The organism is Streptomyces sp. NPDC028289, from assembly GCF_055565975.1.
Map to the genome: position 1 here is coordinate 855,182 of NZ_JBVHTI010000003.1, position 16,469 is coordinate 871,650.

Annotated in this window: 14 protein-coding genes; 8 read left to right on the forward strand and 6 right to left on the reverse strand. The window is 68.0% G+C overall.

The features are described from left to right. Positions 1–9: 9 nt before the first annotated feature. From ACZ4UV_RS18005 to ACZ4UV_RS18025, 5 genes are all read right to left on the reverse strand, one after another. Entirely contained in the window at positions 10–1,053 is a 1,044-nt protein-coding gene (locus tag ACZ4UV_RS18005) for an ABC transporter ATP-binding protein (RefSeq protein ID WP_467838885.1), read from the reverse strand. A gap of 26 nt (positions 1,054–1,079) precedes the next feature. Beyond that, the gene (locus ACZ4UV_RS18010; protein WP_451021490.1) at positions 1,080–2,120 is read right to left on the reverse strand and encodes an ABC transporter ATP-binding protein; all 1,041 of its coding nucleotides are present in this window, start codon (positions 2,118–2,120) and stop codon (positions 1,080–1,082) included. A gap of 46 nt (positions 2,121–2,166) precedes the next feature. Further along, positions 2,167–3,147, reverse strand: a complete 981-nt coding sequence (locus ACZ4UV_RS18015) for an ABC transporter permease (RefSeq protein ID WP_451021491.1) — start codon at positions 3,145–3,147, stop codon at positions 2,167–2,169. A 97-nt stretch (positions 3,148–3,244) separates the two neighbouring features. Next, positions 3,245–5,002 (reverse strand): ABC transporter substrate-binding protein, encoded by a 1,758-nt coding sequence (locus ACZ4UV_RS18020; RefSeq protein ID WP_451021492.1) that lies wholly within the window; start codon positions 5,000–5,002, stop codon positions 3,245–3,247. A gap of 82 nt (positions 5,003–5,084) precedes the next feature. Beyond that, the gene (locus ACZ4UV_RS18025) at positions 5,085–6,074 is read right to left on the reverse strand and encodes an ABC transporter permease (protein ID WP_390046645.1); all 990 of its coding nucleotides are present in this window, start codon (positions 6,072–6,074) and stop codon (positions 5,085–5,087) included. A gap of 561 nt (positions 6,075–6,635) precedes the next feature. On the opposite strand from ACZ4UV_RS18025, the gene ACZ4UV_RS18030 reads away from it, so the two are divergent. The 5 genes from ACZ4UV_RS18030 to ACZ4UV_RS18050 are packed head-to-tail and all read left to right on the forward strand — an operon-like array spanning position 6,636 to position 12,231. Continuing rightward, positions 6,636–8,267 (forward strand): peptide ABC transporter substrate-binding protein, encoded by a 1,632-nt coding sequence (locus ACZ4UV_RS18030; RefSeq protein ID WP_467838890.1) that lies wholly within the window; start codon positions 6,636–6,638, stop codon positions 8,265–8,267. Positions 8,268–8,273: 6 nt separating this feature from the next. Continuing rightward, the gene (locus ACZ4UV_RS18035; protein ID WP_451021494.1) at positions 8,274–9,197 is read left to right on the forward strand and encodes an ABC transporter permease; all 924 of its coding nucleotides are present in this window, start codon (positions 8,274–8,276) and stop codon (positions 9,195–9,197) included. Then, positions 9,190–10,170, forward strand: coding sequence for an ABC transporter permease (locus ACZ4UV_RS18040; protein ID WP_467838894.1), 981 nt, complete (start codon positions 9,190–9,192; stop codon positions 10,168–10,170). Before ACZ4UV_RS18035 ends, ACZ4UV_RS18040 begins: the two co-directional genes overlap by 8 nt. Before the next feature lie 8 nt (positions 10,171–10,178). Beyond that, complete coding sequence (locus ACZ4UV_RS18045) at positions 10,179–11,153, forward strand: ABC transporter ATP-binding protein (protein WP_451021497.1); 975 nt, start codon at positions 10,179–10,181, stop codon at positions 11,151–11,153. Further along, a complete protein-coding gene (locus ACZ4UV_RS18050; RefSeq protein ID WP_467838897.1) occupies positions 11,146–12,231 on the forward strand; it encodes an ABC transporter ATP-binding protein in 1,086 nt (361 codons plus the stop codon). Before ACZ4UV_RS18045 ends, ACZ4UV_RS18050 begins: the two co-directional genes overlap by 8 nt. 229 nt (positions 12,232–12,460) lie before the next feature. Here the strand turns inward: ACZ4UV_RS18050 and ACZ4UV_RS18055 are convergent, their stop codons facing one another. Beyond that, positions 12,461–14,581: a S9 family peptidase gene (locus ACZ4UV_RS18055; protein WP_451022319.1), complete on the reverse strand. Its 2,121-nt coding sequence runs from the start codon at positions 14,579–14,581 to the stop codon at positions 12,461–12,463. Between the two features lie 202 nt (positions 14,582–14,783). Between ACZ4UV_RS18055 and ACZ4UV_RS18060 the strand changes: the two genes are divergently transcribed. From ACZ4UV_RS18060 to ACZ4UV_RS18070, 3 genes are all read left to right on the forward strand, one after another. Continuing rightward, positions 14,784–14,978, forward strand: coding sequence for a hypothetical protein (locus tag ACZ4UV_RS18060; RefSeq protein WP_089098958.1), 195 nt, complete (start codon positions 14,784–14,786; stop codon positions 14,976–14,978). Positions 14,979–15,049: 71 nt separating this feature from the next. Beyond that, positions 15,050–15,916 carry an N-acetyl-1-D-myo-inositol-2-amino-2-deoxy-alpha-D-glucopyranoside deacetylase gene (gene mshB, locus ACZ4UV_RS18065; protein WP_451022318.1) on the forward strand — a complete coding sequence of 289 codons (867 nt, stop codon included), beginning with the start codon at positions 15,050–15,052 and terminating at the stop codon, positions 15,914–15,916. Continuing rightward, positions 15,913–16,329, forward strand: coding sequence for a DUF6113 family protein (locus ACZ4UV_RS18070; RefSeq protein WP_451022317.1), 417 nt, complete (start codon positions 15,913–15,915; stop codon positions 16,327–16,329). The genes mshB and ACZ4UV_RS18070 overlap by 4 nt, the downstream gene beginning before the upstream one ends. Positions 16,330–16,469: the final 140 nt, after the last annotated feature.

Here is a 16,469-nt window from a genome sequence, read left to right on the forward strand (position 1 = left end):
AGGGGTGTGTCAGGCCGCGGCCTCGGGGTCCTTGGAGAGACGCGGGGCGGGAATCGTGTCCTGCGCCTCAGGGTAGTGGCACGCGGTGAGGTGGCCGGGCTTGTTGCCGTCGGCCTGGACCAGCGGCGGGGCCTCCGTCGCGCACTTCTCCGTCGCCTTCCAGCAGCGGGTGCGGAAGCGGCAGCCGGACGGCGGGTTGATCGGGGACGGGACGTCGCCGACCAGGCGGATCCGCTCGCGCGGCTCCACGTCCACCGTCGCCTCGGGTACGGCGGACAGCAGAGCCCGCGTGTAGGGGTGGCGCGGGTTGTCGTACAGGTCCTCGCGGTCGGCGATCTCCACGATCTTACCGAGGTACATGACCGCGACGCGCTGTGAGAAGTGCCGCACGATCGCGAGGTCGTGGGCGATGAAGACGAAGGCGATGCCCAGTTCCTTCTGGACCTTCTGGAGCAGGTTCACGACCTGCGCCTGGATGGAGACGTCCAGGGCGGAGACCGGTTCGTCGGCGACGATCAGCTTCGGTTCCAGGGCCAGGGCGCGGGCCACGCCGATGCGCTGGCGCTGGCCGCCGGAGAACTCGTGCGGGAAGCGGTTGAAGTGCTCGGGGTTGAGGCCGACGATCTCCAGCAGTTCCCGTACGCGCTTCTCGCGACCGCCGGCCGGGTTGATGTCGTTGATCTCCATCGGGCCCGCGATGATCTTGCCGACCGTCTGCCGCGGGTTGAGGGACGCGTACGGGTCCTGGAAGATCATCTGGATCTCGGACCGGATCGGTGCCAGCTGCCGGCGGTTGGCGTGCGTGATGTCCTGGCCGCGGTAGGTGATCTTGCCGCCGGTCGGCTCCAGCAGGCGGGTGATCAGGCGTCCCGTGGTCGACTTGCCGCAGCCGGACTCGCCGACCAGGCCCAGGCTCTCGCCCTCGGCGACCTGGAAGTCGAGGCCGTCCACCGCCTGCACCGCGCCGACCGTCCGCCGGATCGGGAAACCGCCCTTGATCGGGAAGTGTTTGGCCAGCCCGGAGACGTCCAGGAGGGGGTTGGTGTTGCTCATGGTCGTGAAGTCCCGTCTCGTGTCCGTCAGTTGTGGCCTGCGGTGGCCGCGTAGTCGGCGAAGAGCTCGTCGCGCCGGCTCAGTTCCAGGTGGCAGGCGGAGCCACGGCCTTCGACCAGCTCGAGCGGCGGCTGCTCGCTGGAACACCTGCCGCCCGCGACCTTCTCCGCGAACGCGCAGCGCGGGTGGAAGCGGCAGCCGGACGGCGGGTTGAGCAGCGAGGGCGGCGAGCCGGGGATCGGCGACAGCGGGATGTCGACCGGTCCGTCGAGGCTCGGCATGGAGTTGAGCAGGCCCAGCGTGTACGGGTGCTGCGGCGAGCCCAGGACCTGCTTCTTGGTGCCCCGCTCCACGCACCGGCCGCCGTACATCACCAGGACGTCGTCCGCGATGTCGGCGATGACTCCGAGGTCGTGGGTGATGAAGATGATCGCCGTGCCGAACTCCTGCTGGAGGTCCTTGAGCAGGTCCATGATCTGGGCCTGGACCGTCACGTCGAGCGCGGTGGTCGGCTCGTCGGCGATCAGCAGCTCGGGGTCGCAGACCAGAGCCATCGCGATCATCGCGCGCTGGCGCATACCGCCGGAGAACTGGTGGGGGTAGTCGTCGACCCGGACGTCCGGCTGGGGGATCCCGACCCGCTTCAGCATCTCGATCGCCCGCGCCCGGGCCTCCTTCTTGGAGGCGCCGGTGTGCTTGCGGTACACCTCGGCGATCTGGGCCCCGATGGTGTGGTACGGCGACAGCGAGGCCAGCGCGTCCTGGAAGATCATCGACATCTTGTTGCCGCGGAGCTTCTCCAGCTCCCGCTCGGACGACGTGAGGAGTTCCTGGCCGTCGAGCAGGATCTCGCCGTCGATCTGAGTGCGGGCCGGGTCGTGCAGACCCAGGATCGTCAGGTTGGTCACGGACTTGCCGGAGCCCGACTCACCGACGATGCCGAGCGTCTGGCCCTTGGCGATGTCGAAGCTGAGCCCGTCGACGGCCTTGACGATGCCGTCCTCGGTGGAGAAGTGGACTTTGAGGTCCTTGACGGAGAGGAACGGCTGCTGATCGGTGCTCGTCACGGGGACGCTCCTGGGGGGTGATGCGAGGTTGGGGGTGGGGCGGAGGTCAGGCGAGCCGGATCCGCGGGTCGATGAGGGCGTAGACGGCGTCCACGATGATGTTGAAGATCACGATCGCGCCGGCGGACAGCAGGGTCACGCCGAGCACCATGGGCAGGTCGCTCTGGTCCACGGACTTCAGGGCGAGCTGGCCCACGCCCTGGAGGCTGAAGACGGTCTCGGTGATGATCGCGCCGCCGATGAGCGTGGCGAGGTCGATGCCGAAGATCGTGACGATCGGACCCATCGCGCCGCGCCAGGCGAACCGGAAGAAGACGTTCCGACGCGAGAGGCCCTTGGCCCGGGCCGTGCGGACGTAGTCCTCGCTCAGCGTCTCGACCAGCTGGGAGCGCGTCATACGGGTGTAGTTGGCGGTCCAGATCAGGGCCAGCACCAGCCATGGCAGCAGGAGACCGGAGGCCCACTCGATCGGGTTCTGGGTGAGGGGGGTGTACGACGGGTTGTCCAGGATGCCGAGCTTGGCGACGAAGAAGTACATCGCGATGTAGCCGACGAAGTAGATCTGCATCGAGGAGGCGACCAGCGACGCCGAGCTGGCGACCTTGTCCTGCCACTTGCCCTGCTTCACGGCGGCGAGCATGCCGGCGCCGATACCGAAGAAGAGGAAGACGACGGCCGAGCCGAAGGCGAGCGACAGGGTCAGCGGGAGCCGGTCCATGATCGTGCCGAGGACGGGCTCGCGGTTGGCGAACGAGTACCCGAGGCACGGCGCGTTGCAGTTGCCGAAGTCGCCGTAGCTGCGCCCGACGAAGATGCCCTTGAGCCAGTACCAGTACTGGACCGGAACGGGGTGGTCGATGCCCAGGTTGTGCCGGACCTGCTTGAGCATGTCGGGCGTGCAGTTCTTGCCGCAGGACATCGTGGCGGGGTCACGCGGGATGGCGTAGAAGAGCCAGAAGGTGACGGCGCTGATGATCAAGAGGATGACCAGCGCGCCGAAGACTCGGCGGACAAGGAAGCGGAACATGGGGCGTGACTTTCCGGACGGGGCGCCGTCGCCGGGGGGTGGGGGTGGGCCGGAGGGGGCGGCCAGGTCGTGGCCGCCCCCGGAGGGTCTTGCGCGCTTACTTCTTGACGTACAGCTTGCAGAGCGCGACGCAGGTGTTGCCGGCGTCGTAGACGACGTTGCCGACCTTGGATCCGTACATCCAGTTACGGATGGAGTGGTAGTCCGGGACAACCGGCGCCAGCTCCATGATCTGCTTGTCGATGGCGCCCCAGGCCTTGTTGGCCTCTTCGACGTCGGCGATCTTGGCGGCCGCGTCGATCGCCTTGTTCACGCTCGGGTCGTTCAGCTGGGCGTAGTTGCTGCGGCCGTCGCCGATGTTCTTGCCGCTCCAGCAGGGGAAGAAGACGGAGTAGCCGTTCGGCCAGTCCGGGCTCCAGCCGGCCGCGAACAGGTCGTAGCCGTTGTCGATCTTGCCGATCTGGGTGTAGAAGGTCGTCTTGTCGACCTGCTGGTTGACGACCTGGAAGCCGGCCGCCTCAAGGGCGTTCTTGATGGCCACGGCCTGCTTCACCGCGTTGTCCGACTGCTGGTAGGCGATGACCAGCTTCTGGCCGACCTTGCCGGCCTCCTTCAGCAGCGCCTTGGCCTTGGCCGGGTCGCCGCCGGGCTTCGTGGTCACGCCGTACAGGTCGAACTTCTTGTAGCCGGGGGTCACCGGGCTGAGGATGGTGCTGGCCAGCTCGCTGGTGGACGCACCACCGCGGATGGTCTGCAGCTGCTGGTGCGGCCACGCCCAGTTGATCGCCTGGCGGACCTTCAGGTCCTTGATCCGGGTCATGTTGATCGGCCAGTAGTAGGTGACCGTGTCGACCTGGGTCAGAACACGCTTCTTCAGCGTGGCGTTGGTGAGGACCTGCGCGGTGCGCTCGGCCGCCACCTCGTTGAAGATCGACATCGCGTACTGGTCGTTGCCCTTGTCCGCGATGTAGCGGTCGGTGGAGGCGACCGGCTGGAAGCCGAACTGGAAGATGTACTTGTCCGGGTACGCGTTGCGGATCGAGTCCGTGGCGGCGTCCCAGTGCTCGTTGCGCACGTAGGTCATCGACTTGCCGATGCTCCGGCTGTCGATCTTGTAGGGACCAAGGGCGTACGGACGCTTGTCGTACTTCTCCTTGGTGTCCTTCTTCTTGTTGACAAGACCGTAGCCGGGCATGCCGAGCGTGTAGTTGAAGTCGGTGCGGGCCTCGTTGAGGGTGAACGTGATCGTCTTGCCGGAGATCTCGATCGAGGAGAGGCTCTTGCCGTCGTAGGGGCCCTTGTACTTGTCGCCGCCGACCAGCCACTGCTGGACGTAGCGCGGACCCTCGGTGACGAACGAGGCGAAGAGGCGCTCGAAGGTGTGGCGGACGTCGTCCATGGAGAGGTCGGTGCCGTCCTCCCACTTGATGCCGTCCTTGATCGTGAACGACCAGGTCTTGCCGCCGTCCTTCATGGTGCCGGCGTCGGTCGCGACGTCGCCGACGAGCGTGGCGCCACCCTTGTCGTCGACCTTGTAGCCGGTCAGACCACGCAGGATCGGGCGGGTGATGGCGCCCTCGGTGGAGACGTAGATCTGCGCCGGGTCCAGGTGGTCCATGTCGAACTGGTCGAGCGAGTAGATCGTGCCGCCCTTGACCGCACCGGCGACCTCGGGCGCCGGGCCCGTGGAGTCCGCCTTGGTGCCGACCGGGATGTTCATGGTCTTCGCGTCGGAGACGGACGGGACCTTGGACGAGCCCTTGCTGTCGTCACCGCTGCTGCACGCGCTCAGCACGGTCGTGGAAGCCGCCGCCACACCGGTGGCGATCAGGAAGTTTCTGCGAGAAAAGGACATGCTGAGCCTGCCTATAGGGGTCAATTCGGATGGTCGGAACCAGCCGGACGTCATCGAACCGGGCCGGATGGTGCAGGGAGTGCTACCGCTTGGACTTCGGGTCGAGCGCGTCGCGCACGGAGTCGCCGAGCAGGTTGAAGGCGAGGACGAAGATCACCATGGAGATGCCCGGGAAGAGCATGAAGGTGATGTCCTCGGTGTAGAACTGCGCGCCACGACCGATCATCACGCCCCAGTCGGGGGTCGGGTCGATCATGCCTACGCCGAGGAAGGCCAAACCCGCTTCCGCAGTCACGTAGGCGGGGAGGAGCAGCGTGGACTGGATGATGATCGGAGTCCAGAGGTTGGGCAGCAGTTCCTTGAACACGACACGCATCGGTGACGCGCCCGTGACCTTTGCCGCCTCGACGAACTCCCGCTCGCGCAGACCGAGCACCTGGCCACGCAGCAGTCGGGCGATGGAGGCCCAGCCGAAGGCGGAAAGGACCAGGATCAGAGCGGTGGCGCGCAGCCAGGTCGGGATGTTGTCGTCGGGGGCGACGAAGAACCCGAAGACGACAGGCATGAACGCGATGAAGAACAGCGTGGACGGGAACGACAGCAGGATGTCGATGATCCGGCCGACGAGGTAGTCCGTCTTGCCGCCCAGGTAGCCCGCCGTGACACCGATCACGACGCCGAGAACCGTGGTGAGCAGGGCGGCGGCCGTCGCGATGCCGAGCGAGTTGCGGATCGCGTACAGCAGGAACGTGAAGACGTCCCGGCCGAGCTGGGGTTCGATGCCGAACCAGAAGTCCGAGCTCATACCTCCGTTGGGCCCTGCGGGGTACGAGAAGGCGTTGAGCAGCTCAGGGTGCTGGGTGGTGTACGTGGTGTACGGGTTCTTCCCGTACAGCTTCGCGATCAACGGTGCCGCGATGCCGATCACGAAGAAGAAGATCACGACGTAAGCGGATATAACGCCCGTCCGGTCGCGCTTGAAGCGCTTCCAGGCCAGGCGGCCCGGCGACCTGCTCTCGCTGCCCTTCGAACCGTCCGAAGTGGTCGACTTCTTCGCGGTCTCGTCGGTCACCTCGAGCGGGGCAGCCGCGGATGGAGTTGGGGGGGTCATGGTGCTCCTGGCCCAAGGGAGGGTCTGATGACTCCGCAGGGCACACTCCCCTACGGGCTACGCCGGACTTTTTCAACGCAATTCATTCAAGGTCAATAAATTCTCGGTCGGCTTGGGTTTCTCTTTACTTTCTTTGCCTGGCCTTGACCGTTCCGTAGCTACGCGGGTAGCGCGTCGTAATCGCACCGTGCTTTAGTTCGGGCGAACTGCGCGAAACGGGCAATGAGTTCGTTATGCGGACGCGAGGGTGCCGAAATGCGTACATCGGTGGGTCGCAATCCAACGTTTCGGCATCGTTGCGCAGAGATCCATTGCGCCGCCGTCACAAGATCCTCAAGAGGGTCCCGGAGGGGCGCCTGCAATCGGGTGACGTGTCCCCCTAAAGGTCGTCATGGGGCTCCGAGGGGCCTCCGTTCGGGGCAGTGGGTGAGCAGTATCGACCTGTTTGGTCGATATTGACCGATAGCGGGTCATCTGTGGATCCGCCGGTCCACCGATCACCCTTCACGGAGGAGGCAGGCCATGCGTTCAGCCACGCACGCCCGAGGGGCGGCCTGCGCGGTCGTGGTGGCGCTCGCCGCCACGGCCTGCGGGGGCGGCGGCGGCAGCGGGGGCGGCGGAGGCGAGAGCGGCGTGCTCAGCTCCTCCTGGGGCGACCCGCAGAACCCCCTGGAGCCGGCCAACACCAACGAGGTCCAGGGCGGCAAGGTCCTGGACATGATCTTCCGGGGTCTGAAGAAGTACGACCCGAAGACCGGCAAGGCCGAGGACATGCTCGCCCAGAAGATCGACACGAGCGACTCGCAGAACTTCACGATCACCCTCAAGGACGGCTGGACGTTCAGCAACGGCGAGAAGGTGACCGCCAAGTCGTTCGTCGACGCCTGGAACTACGGAGCGAGCCTCAGGAACAACCAGAAGAACGCCTACTTCTTCGGCTACATCCAGGGCTACGACAAGGTCCACCCGGACACCGGCTCACAGAGCGCCGACACGCTCTCCGGTCTGAAGGTCGTCGACGACAAGACCTTCACCGTCGCGCTCAACCAGAAGTTCTCCAGCTTCCCCGACACCCTCGGCTACGCGGCCTTCGCCCCGCTGCCGCAGTCCTTCTTCACCGACCACGCCGGCTGGCTGGCGCAGCCGGTCGGCGACGGGCCGTACCGCATCGAGTCCTACACCAAGGGCTCGCAGATGTCCCTGAAGAAGTGGGACGGCTACCCCGGCGCCGACAAGGCGCAGAACGGCGGAGTGACCCTCAAGGTGTACACGGACAGCGACACCGCCTACACCGATCTCATCGCCGGCAACCTCGACCTCGTCGACGACGTTCCCGCGTCGCAGCTGAAGAACGTCAAGAGCGATCTCGGCAGCCGTTACATCAACACTCCGGCCGGCATCATCCAGACGCTCGCCTTCCCCTACTACGACAGCGCCTGGAGCAAGAGCGGAGCGGAGAAGGTCCGCACCGGCCTCTCCATGGCGATCAACCGCAAGCAGATCACCGACACCATCTTCCAGAACACCCGGACCCCCGCCACCGACTGGACCTCGCCGGTGCTGGGCGCGGACGGCGGCTTCAAGGAAGGGCTGTGCGGAAGCGCCTGCGACTACGACCCCGCCCAGGCCAAGAGGCTCATCCAGGAGGGCGGGGGACTGCCCGGCGGTCAACTCAAGATCACGTACAACGCCGACACCGGCTCGCACAGGATGTGGGTGGACGCCGTGTGCAACTCGATCAACAACGCGCTGGGCAGCGACAAGGCGTGTGTGGGAAACCCGGTCGGTACGTTCGCCGACTTCCGGAACCAGATCGGTCAGCACAAGATGACCGGACCGTTCCGCGCGGGCTGGCAGATGGACTACCCGCTCATCCAGAACTTCCTGCAGCCGCTCTACTACACCAACGCCTCCTCCAACGACGGCAAGTGGTCCAACAAGGACTTCGACAGACTCGTCGACCAGGCGAACGCCCAGACCGACACCGCCAAGGCCGTGTCCACCTTCCAGCAGGCCGAGGAAGTCGTCCGCGACAACATGGCCGCCATTCCGCTCTGGTACCAGAACGGCAGCGCCGGCTATTCCGAGCGGCTGTCGAACGTGGCTCTCAACCCGTTCAGCGTCCCCGTCTACAACGAGATCAAGGTCAGCTGAACCGGCATGGGACGCTACGTCGTCCGGCGGCTGCTCCAGATGATCCCGGTGTTCGTCGGGGCCACGCTGCTGATCTTCCTCATGGTCAACGTCATGGGCGACCCGATCGCGGGGCTGTGCGGTGAGCGGGCCTGCGATCCGGCGACCGCCGCCCAGCTGAAGAAGGAGTTCGGACTCGACAAGCCGGTGTGGCAGCAATACCTCACCTATATGGGGAACGTCTTCACCGGCGACTTCGGCACGGCGTTCAACGGGCAGCCGGTCACCGAGCTGATGTCCACCGCGTTCCCCGTCACCATCCGGCTGACGATCGTGGCCATCGTCCTCGAGATCGTCATCGGCATCACGCTGGGCGTGCTGACCGGACTGCGGCGCGGGCGACCCGTCGACACCGGAGTGCTGCTGGCCACCCTGGTCGTCATCTCCGTGCCGACCTTCGTCACCGGTCTGCTGCTCCAGCTGCTGCTGGGGGTGGAGTGGGGATGGATCAAACCCTCCGTCTCCCCGGAGGCCACCTTCGGCGAGCTGATCGTGCCGGGGCTGGTGCTCGCCTCCGTGTCGCTCGCCTATGTCACCCGGCTGACCCGCACCTCCATCGCCGAGAACAGGCGGAGCGACTACGTCCGTACGGCCGTCGCCAAAGGGCTGCCCCGGCGCCGGGTCGTCGCACGGCACCTGCTGCGCAACTCGCTCATCCCCGTCGTCACCTTCATCGGCACCGACATCGGCGCGCTGATGGGCGGCGCGATCGTCACCGAGCGGATCTTCAACATCCACGGTGTCGGCTACCAGCTCTACCAGGGCATCCTGCGGCAGAACACCCAGACCGTGGTGGGGTTCGTGACCGTGCTGGTCCTGGTGTTCCTGGTGGCCAATCTCCTGGTGGACCTGCTCTACGCCGTACTCGACCCGAGGATCCGCTATGCCTGAGCAGCCGTTCGAGCAGGACCGGGCCATCGCCGGGACGGGCATGGGCGGGGCGATGGACCTGGCGGCGAGCGAGGCGCAGACGCTGGAACGGACACCGGGAGGACCGCTCGGTACCGGGCCCGCGGCCAAGCCCCGCTCCCTCTGGTCGGACGCCTGGCGGGACCTGCGGCGCAACCCCGTCTTCCTCGTCTCCGCCCTCGTCATCCTCTTCCTCGTCGTCATCTCCCTGTGGCCGTCCCTGATCGCCTCCGGCTCCCCCCTCAAGTGCGACCTCGCCAAGGCCCAGGAGGGCTCCCAGCCGGGCGCTCCCTTCGGCTACGACGGGCAGGGCTGCAACGTCTACACGCGGACCGTCTACGGCGCCCGTACGTCCGTCACGGTGGGCGTCTGCGCCACGCTCGGGGTCGCGCTGCTCGGGTCGGTGCTCGGCGGGCTCGCCGGGTTCTTCGGCGGCATCTGGGACTCGGTGCTGTCCCGGATCACCGACGTCTTCTTCGCGATCCCGGTCGTCCTCGGCGGTCTCGTCCTCCTCTCGGTGGTGACGAGCAATACGGTCTGGCCGGTCATCGGGTTCATGGTCCTGCTCGGCTGGCCCCAGATCTCCCGGATCGCCCGCGGCTCGGTGATCACCGCCAGGCAGAACGACTACGTCCAGGCCGCCCGCGCCCTCGGCGCCTCCAACTCGCGGATCCTGCTGCGGCACATCGCGCCCAACGCGGTGGCCCCCGTGATCGTCGTCGCGACCATCGCCCTCGGCACCTACATCGCCCTGGAGGCGACCCTGTCGTACCTCGGCGTCGGTCTGAAGCCGCCCAGCGTCTCCTGGGGCATCGACATCTCCGCCGCCTCGCCCTACATCCGCAACGCCCCGCACGCGCTGCTGTGGCCCTCCGGGGCCCTCGCGCTCACCGTCCTGGCCTTCATCATGCTCGGCGACGCGGTGCGCGACGCCCTCGACCCGAAGCTGAGGTGAGCGCCGCCGTGCTGCTCGAAGTGCGCGATCTGCACGTGGAGTTCCGGACGCGAGACGGGGTCGCCAAGGCGGTCAACGGCGTCTCGTACGCCGTCGACGAGGGGGAGACGCTGGCCGTGCTCGGGGAGTCGGGGTCGGGGAAGTCGGTGACCGCCCAGGCCGTGATGGGGATCCTGGACACGCCGCCCGGGCGGGTCGGCGGGGGCGAGATCCTCTTCCGGGGCCGCGATCTGCTGAAGCTGAAGGAGGAGGAGCGGCGGAAGATCCGGGGCGCCGAGATGGCGATGATCTTCCAGGACGCGCTGTCGGCGCTCAACCCGGTGCTGAGCGTGGGCGACCAGCTCGGCGAGATGTTCGTCGTGCACCGGGGGATGTCCAGGAAGGACGCGCGGGCCAGGGCCGTCGAGCTGATGGACCGGGTGCGGATCCCGGCCGCCGCCCAGCGGGTGCGGGACTATCCGCACCAGTTCTCCGGAGGCATGCGCCAGCGCATCATGATCGCCATGGCGCTGGCCCTGGAACCGGCGCTCATCATCGCCGACGAGCCGACGACCGCCCTGGACGTGACCGTGCAGGCCCAGGTCATGGACCTGCTCGCGGAGTTGCAGCGCGAGTACCACATGGGGCTGATCCTGATCACCCACGACCTGGGGGTGGTCGCGGACGTCGCCGACCGGATCGCCGTCATGTACGCGGGGCGGATCGTCGAGTCCGCGCCCGTGCACGACATCTACAAGGCGCCCGCCCACCCCTACACGCGCGGGCTCCTCGACTCCATCCCGCGCCTCGACCAGAAGGGGCAGGAGCTCTACGCCATCAAGGGCCTGCCGCCCAACCTGATGAACATCCCTGCGGGGTGCGCCTTCAACCCGCGCTGCCCGATGGCCCAGGACGTGTGCCGTACCGACGAGCCGCCGCTGTACGACGTGGATCAACACCGGGGCAGTGCCTGTCACTTCTGGAGGGAGTGCCTCAATGGTTGAGAGGGTGGTTGAGCCGATCCTGGAAGTGAGTGGACTGGTCAAGTACTACCCGTTGACCCAGGGCATCCTGTTCAAGAAGCAGATCGGCGCCGTCAAGGCCGTCGACGGTGTCGACTTCGTGCTCAACAAGGGAGAGACGCTCGGCATCGTCGGGGAGTCCGGCTGCGGCAAGTCGACGGTCGCCAAGATGCTCGTCAACCTCGAGCGGCCGACGGCGGGGTTGATCAAGTACAAGGGTGACGACATCACCAAGTTGAGCGGGCGGGCGCTCAGAGCCGTCCGCCGCAACATCCAGATGGTCTTCCAGGACCCGTACACCTCGCTCAACCCCAGGATGACCGTCGGCGACATCATCGGGGAGCCGTACGAGATCCATCCCGAGGCGGCTCCCAAGGGCGACCGGCGCAGACGGGTCCAGGAGCTGCTGGACGTCGTGGGGCTCAACCCGGAGTACATCAACCGCTATCCGCACCAGTTCTCCGGCGGCCAGCGGCAGCGCATCGGCATCGCCCGGGGGCTGGCGCTGCGCCCCGAGGTGATCGTCGCCGACGAACCGGTGTCCGCGCTCGACGTCTCCGTGCAGGCCCAGGTGATCAACCTGCTCGACCGGCTGCAGAAGGACTTCGACCTGTCGTACGTCTTCATCGCCCACGACCTGTCGATCGTGCGGCACATCTCGGACCGGGTCGGGGTGATGTACCTCGGGCGGATCGTGGAGATCGGCAAGGACGAGGAGATCTACGACCATCCGACCCACCCCTACACCCAGGCCCTGCTCTCCGCGGTGCCGGTACCGGACCCGGAGGCGCGGGAGCACCGGGAGCGGATCATCCTGAGCGGGGACGTGCCGTCGCCGACGAACATTCCGTCGGGGTGCCGGTTCCGCACGAGGTGCTGGAAGGCCGAGGCGCGGTGCGCGGCGGAGGTGCCGCTGCTGGCGGTCCCGGAGGCGTTCCGGTTCGTGCCGGGGCCGGCGGCCCATGACTCCGCCTGCCACTTCGCGGAGGAGAAGCGGGTGGTGCCGCCGGAGGAGCCGGCCGGGGAAGCGCCGGACGATCTTGGTAACGGGGGTGCATAGCGGGATGAACCGGGGTCAATCTCGTTAACACGCAGGCAACTCCGCCGACCCGGTCCCGATATACGGACGCGGCACGCTTAACAGCGTACGGCCGTGCGGGTGCCGTAAACGGGCCGGGATGCGCCATGTCATCCCGGCCCGTTGCCGTGTGCGGGTGCGTGGGGGCTGGTCGCGCAGTTCCTCCCCCAGCCTTCGGCCGGGGGTACCCCCAGCGCCCCTTGGGGGCGCGTTATACCAAGCCCAGTGACCTCTTCAGGAAGTCCAGCTGAAGCAGCAGCAGGTTCTCCGCCACCTGTTCCTGTGGGGTCATGTGCGTGACGCCCGACAGCGGGAGCACCTCGTGCGGGCGGCCCGCTGCCAGCAGGGCGCTGGAGAGGCGCAGGGAGTGGGCCACGACGACGTTGTCGTCCGCCAGGCCGTGGATGATCATCATCGGGCGGTGCGGCTCGGCGGCGTCGACCAGGCCGGCGTCGTCGATCACCGAGTTCCGGCGGTAGACCTCCGGCTGTTCGCCGGGGTGGCCGAGGTAGCGCTCCTGGTAGTGGGTGTCGTACAGGCGCAGGTCGGTCACCGGGGCGCCCACCACCGCGGCGTGGAAGACGTCCGGGCGGCGCAGGGCCGCGAGGGCGGCGAGGTAGCCGCCGAAGGACCAGCCGCGGATCGCCACCTTGGCCAGGTCGAGGGGGAAGTCGGCGGCGAGTGCCTGGAGGGCGTCGACCTGGTCCTGGAGGACGATCGCCGCGAGGTCGTCCTTGATGGCCTTCTCCCAGGCGGGGGAGCGGCCCGGGGTGCCCCGGCCGTCGGCGACGATCACCGCGAAGCCCTGGTCGGCGAACCACTGGGAGGTCAGGTGGGCGTTGTGCGCGGCGACCACCCGCTGGCCGTGCGGACCCCCGTACGGGTCGAGCAAAACCGGAAGGGGTGTGTCCCCGTGGTAGTCCTGTGGCATAAGCACGGCGCACGGAATTCGGCGTGCGCCCCCCTCGGTGAGCGTCACGCGCGGGGACAAACCGGGGTCTTCGGCGTACGACGTGACAGTCGCCAGATGCTTTCCGTCATGCAGGACCTGGGTGCGGGTGCCCGGGCGGTCCAGGGTGGCGGAGACCAGTACGGTCACGCCCCCGGCGCGCACCGCCGTATGCACGCCCGGCTCCTGCGACACGCGCTCCACGCCGAGCTCGTTCACACGGTAGACGTGGACCTCGCCGATCTCGGGGGACTCGGCCCCCTCGCCGGCGGACGCGGAAACCAGCACGTCATCGGCGGTCACGTCGAGAACCGCACGGATGTGCAACTGGGGTCCCGTGAGCGGCCGTTCACCCACCGCGAGCACCCGGGCGCCGCCCTCGTCGGCGATCCGGACCAGCTGTCCGGAGGGGCTCCAGCAGGGCACCCCACCGAACAGTTCAAGCCATGTTGGATCTTCGTCGGCGTGCACCATCCGGGTCGCCCCCGACCTCGGGTCCACGGCCAGGAACAGCTGGCTGCGCTGGTCGCGCGCCTGTACGAGCAGGAGCGGGGCGCCCGCCTCTGACCAGTGCACATGCGCTACGTACGGATAGCGTGCCCGGTCCCAGGAGACCTCCGTGTGCTCCCCGTCGAGGCCGTGGACGAACAGGCGTACGTCCGCGTTCCCGGTGCCCGCCGCCGGGTAGGCGACATGATGTGGCTCACGCTCCGGGTGGGCGGGGTCGGCGATCCACCACCGCTGTACCGGCGTGTCGTCCACGCGCGCCACGAGCAGCCGGTCGGACTCCGGCGACCACCAGAAGCCCCGTGAACGCCCCATCTCCTCGGCCGCGATGAACTCGGCCAATCCGTAGGTGACCTGTTCCGACTCCGGCTCCGCGAGCGCCCGGTCGCCCTCGTTCTCGGTGCCCACCACCCGCAGGGCGCCCGCCGCGACGTACGCGACATGACGGCCGTCGGGGGACGGGCGCGGGTCGATCACCGGCCCGGGGACGGTGAGTTCACGTGTCGTACCGGCCCTGAGCTCGGCCGTGAAAAGCCGTCCTGACAAGGCGAAAGACGCCAACTCCAGGGCCGCGTCGGTGGCGTAGCCGACGATGCCGGCGCCGCCCTCCCGGCTGCGTTCGCGACGGGCCCGCTCCTGGGGCGACAGATGCTCCTCGGCGCCGCCGAGCAGGGTGCGCGGGTCCGCAGCGAGGTGCTCCTCGCCGCTCGGTACGTCGAGGACCCAGAGGGAGTTGGCGCGGTCGGTGCCGGAACCGGAGCGCAGAAACGCCACGCGGGAGCCGTCGGGGGCCACGGTGAACGCGCGCGGCGCGCCGAGCGTGAAACGCTGGGTGCGGGCGTGCCGGCGGGGGAATGAGACAGCCTCGGTCGTCATCCCCCGACCATATTGGCCATGCGCCCCCTTGTGCGGCCGTGCGCCGAGCGATGCGCGAGCACGCATAGTTATGATCACTACCGCTGAGTGGGTATGAACCTGCTGGCGTGCGCATGGAATTGCTGTACCGATCTACAACGTGATCTACAACCCCCATAGTCCGAACCCCCCGCATCCCTGGGATCTTTGGAGGTGAGCCGCCGTGGCACTCTCGATTTCGGCGGTGGTGCTGCTGGCGATCATCGTCTTCTTGTTGATCAAGAAGTCAGGCCTGAAAGGCGGTCATGCGGTCGTCTGCATGCTGCTCGGTTTCTATCTCGCCTCCTCGACCATCGCGCCGACGATCAGCGATCTGACGACCAACGTCGCCAGCATGATCGGCAGCATCAAGTTCTGACCCCGGTCACTTTTCGCACCGGTCGACCCGGGCTGCGCGGCGCTGTCGGTGTCGTTTCGTAGGGTGGGCACATGACGGAACTGCCCTCCCGGCGTCTGTTGCTCGTGCATGCGCACCCGGACGACGAGTCGATCAACAACGGCGCCACCATGGCCCGCTATGCGGCCCAGGGTGCCCATGTGACGCTGGTCACCTGCACCCTGGGCGAGGGTGGCGAGGTCATCCCGCCCGAGCTGCGGCATCTCACCGGCCCCGCGCTGGGGGAGTACCGGCTGGGGGAGCTCGCCGCGGCCATGCGCGAGGTCGGCGTGGCCGACTTCCGGCTGCTCGGCGGCCCCGGCCGCTACCGCGACTCCGGAATGATGGGCACGCCCGACAACGACGCGCCCGACTGCTTCTGGCAGGCCGACGTCGACGAGGCCGCCGGACACCTGGCCGAGGTCATCCTGGAGACCCGCCCGCAGGTCGTCGTCACGTACGACGACAACGGCGGGTACGGCCACCCGGACCACATCCAGGCCCACCGCGTCGCCATGAGAGCCGTCGAACTGGCCGCCGAGGCCGGTCACCGCATCCCCAAGGTCTACTGGAACCGCGTCCCGCGCACGGTCGCCGAGGCCGCCTTCGCCAGGCTCCAGGACGACCTGCCGGGGCTGCCCTTCGCCAAGTCCGCCGCCGTCGACGACGTACCGGGCGTGGTCGACGACCGCCGGGTCACCACGGAGATCGACGGCACCTCGTACGCCGGCGCGAAGGCCGCCGCGATGGCCGCCCACGCCACCCAGGTCGAGGTGGCACCGGACGGCGCCCGCTACTTCGCGCTCTCCAACGAGCTGGCCCAGCCCTTGTTCACCACGGAGTTCTACGAGTTGGCGGGCGGCGAGCCGGGCGCGGCGCGCGAGACCGATCTCTTCGCGGGCCTCGGGGAGGCGTCATGAGTTCCGGCGAACGCGGATCGATGCTCGCGCAACCGTTGCGGGCGCCCTCGGCCGGGCGGACCGCGGCCCTCGTCGGGCTGGTCCTGCTCGGGGCCGTGGTCGGCGCCGCGGGCGCCCTCGTCCAGGCCGGCTGGTTCCCGGGCGGGCTGCTGCTCGCCCTGGCCGGCGCCGCCGGGCTCTTCCTCGGCGGGGCCCGGGCCGTGGCGAGCCGCTCCGGAGCCGTCGCACCCGCGTTCGGCTGGGTCGTCGCCGTCATCTTCCTCACCGCCAGCAGACCGGAAGGTGACTTCCTGTTCGGCGCGGGCGGCGGGTCGTACCTCTTCCTGCTCGGCGGCATGGCGCTGGCTGTGATCTGCGCCACAATGGGTTTGGGGCGGCAACCCGAAGCGGGCGACGCCCGACTTGGCAAGTGACGTACCACTTCGCCGTGGGGCGCCCGTGCGAGTCCGGTGTGGGTTTCCCCAGCGGTCATGGGATAAGCGTCAGAAGTGGCCAGTATGGTGGTGCGCGCCGCCGAGCCGTCCCAGCGAGGTCGTCACGGGCGGTGGAGCCA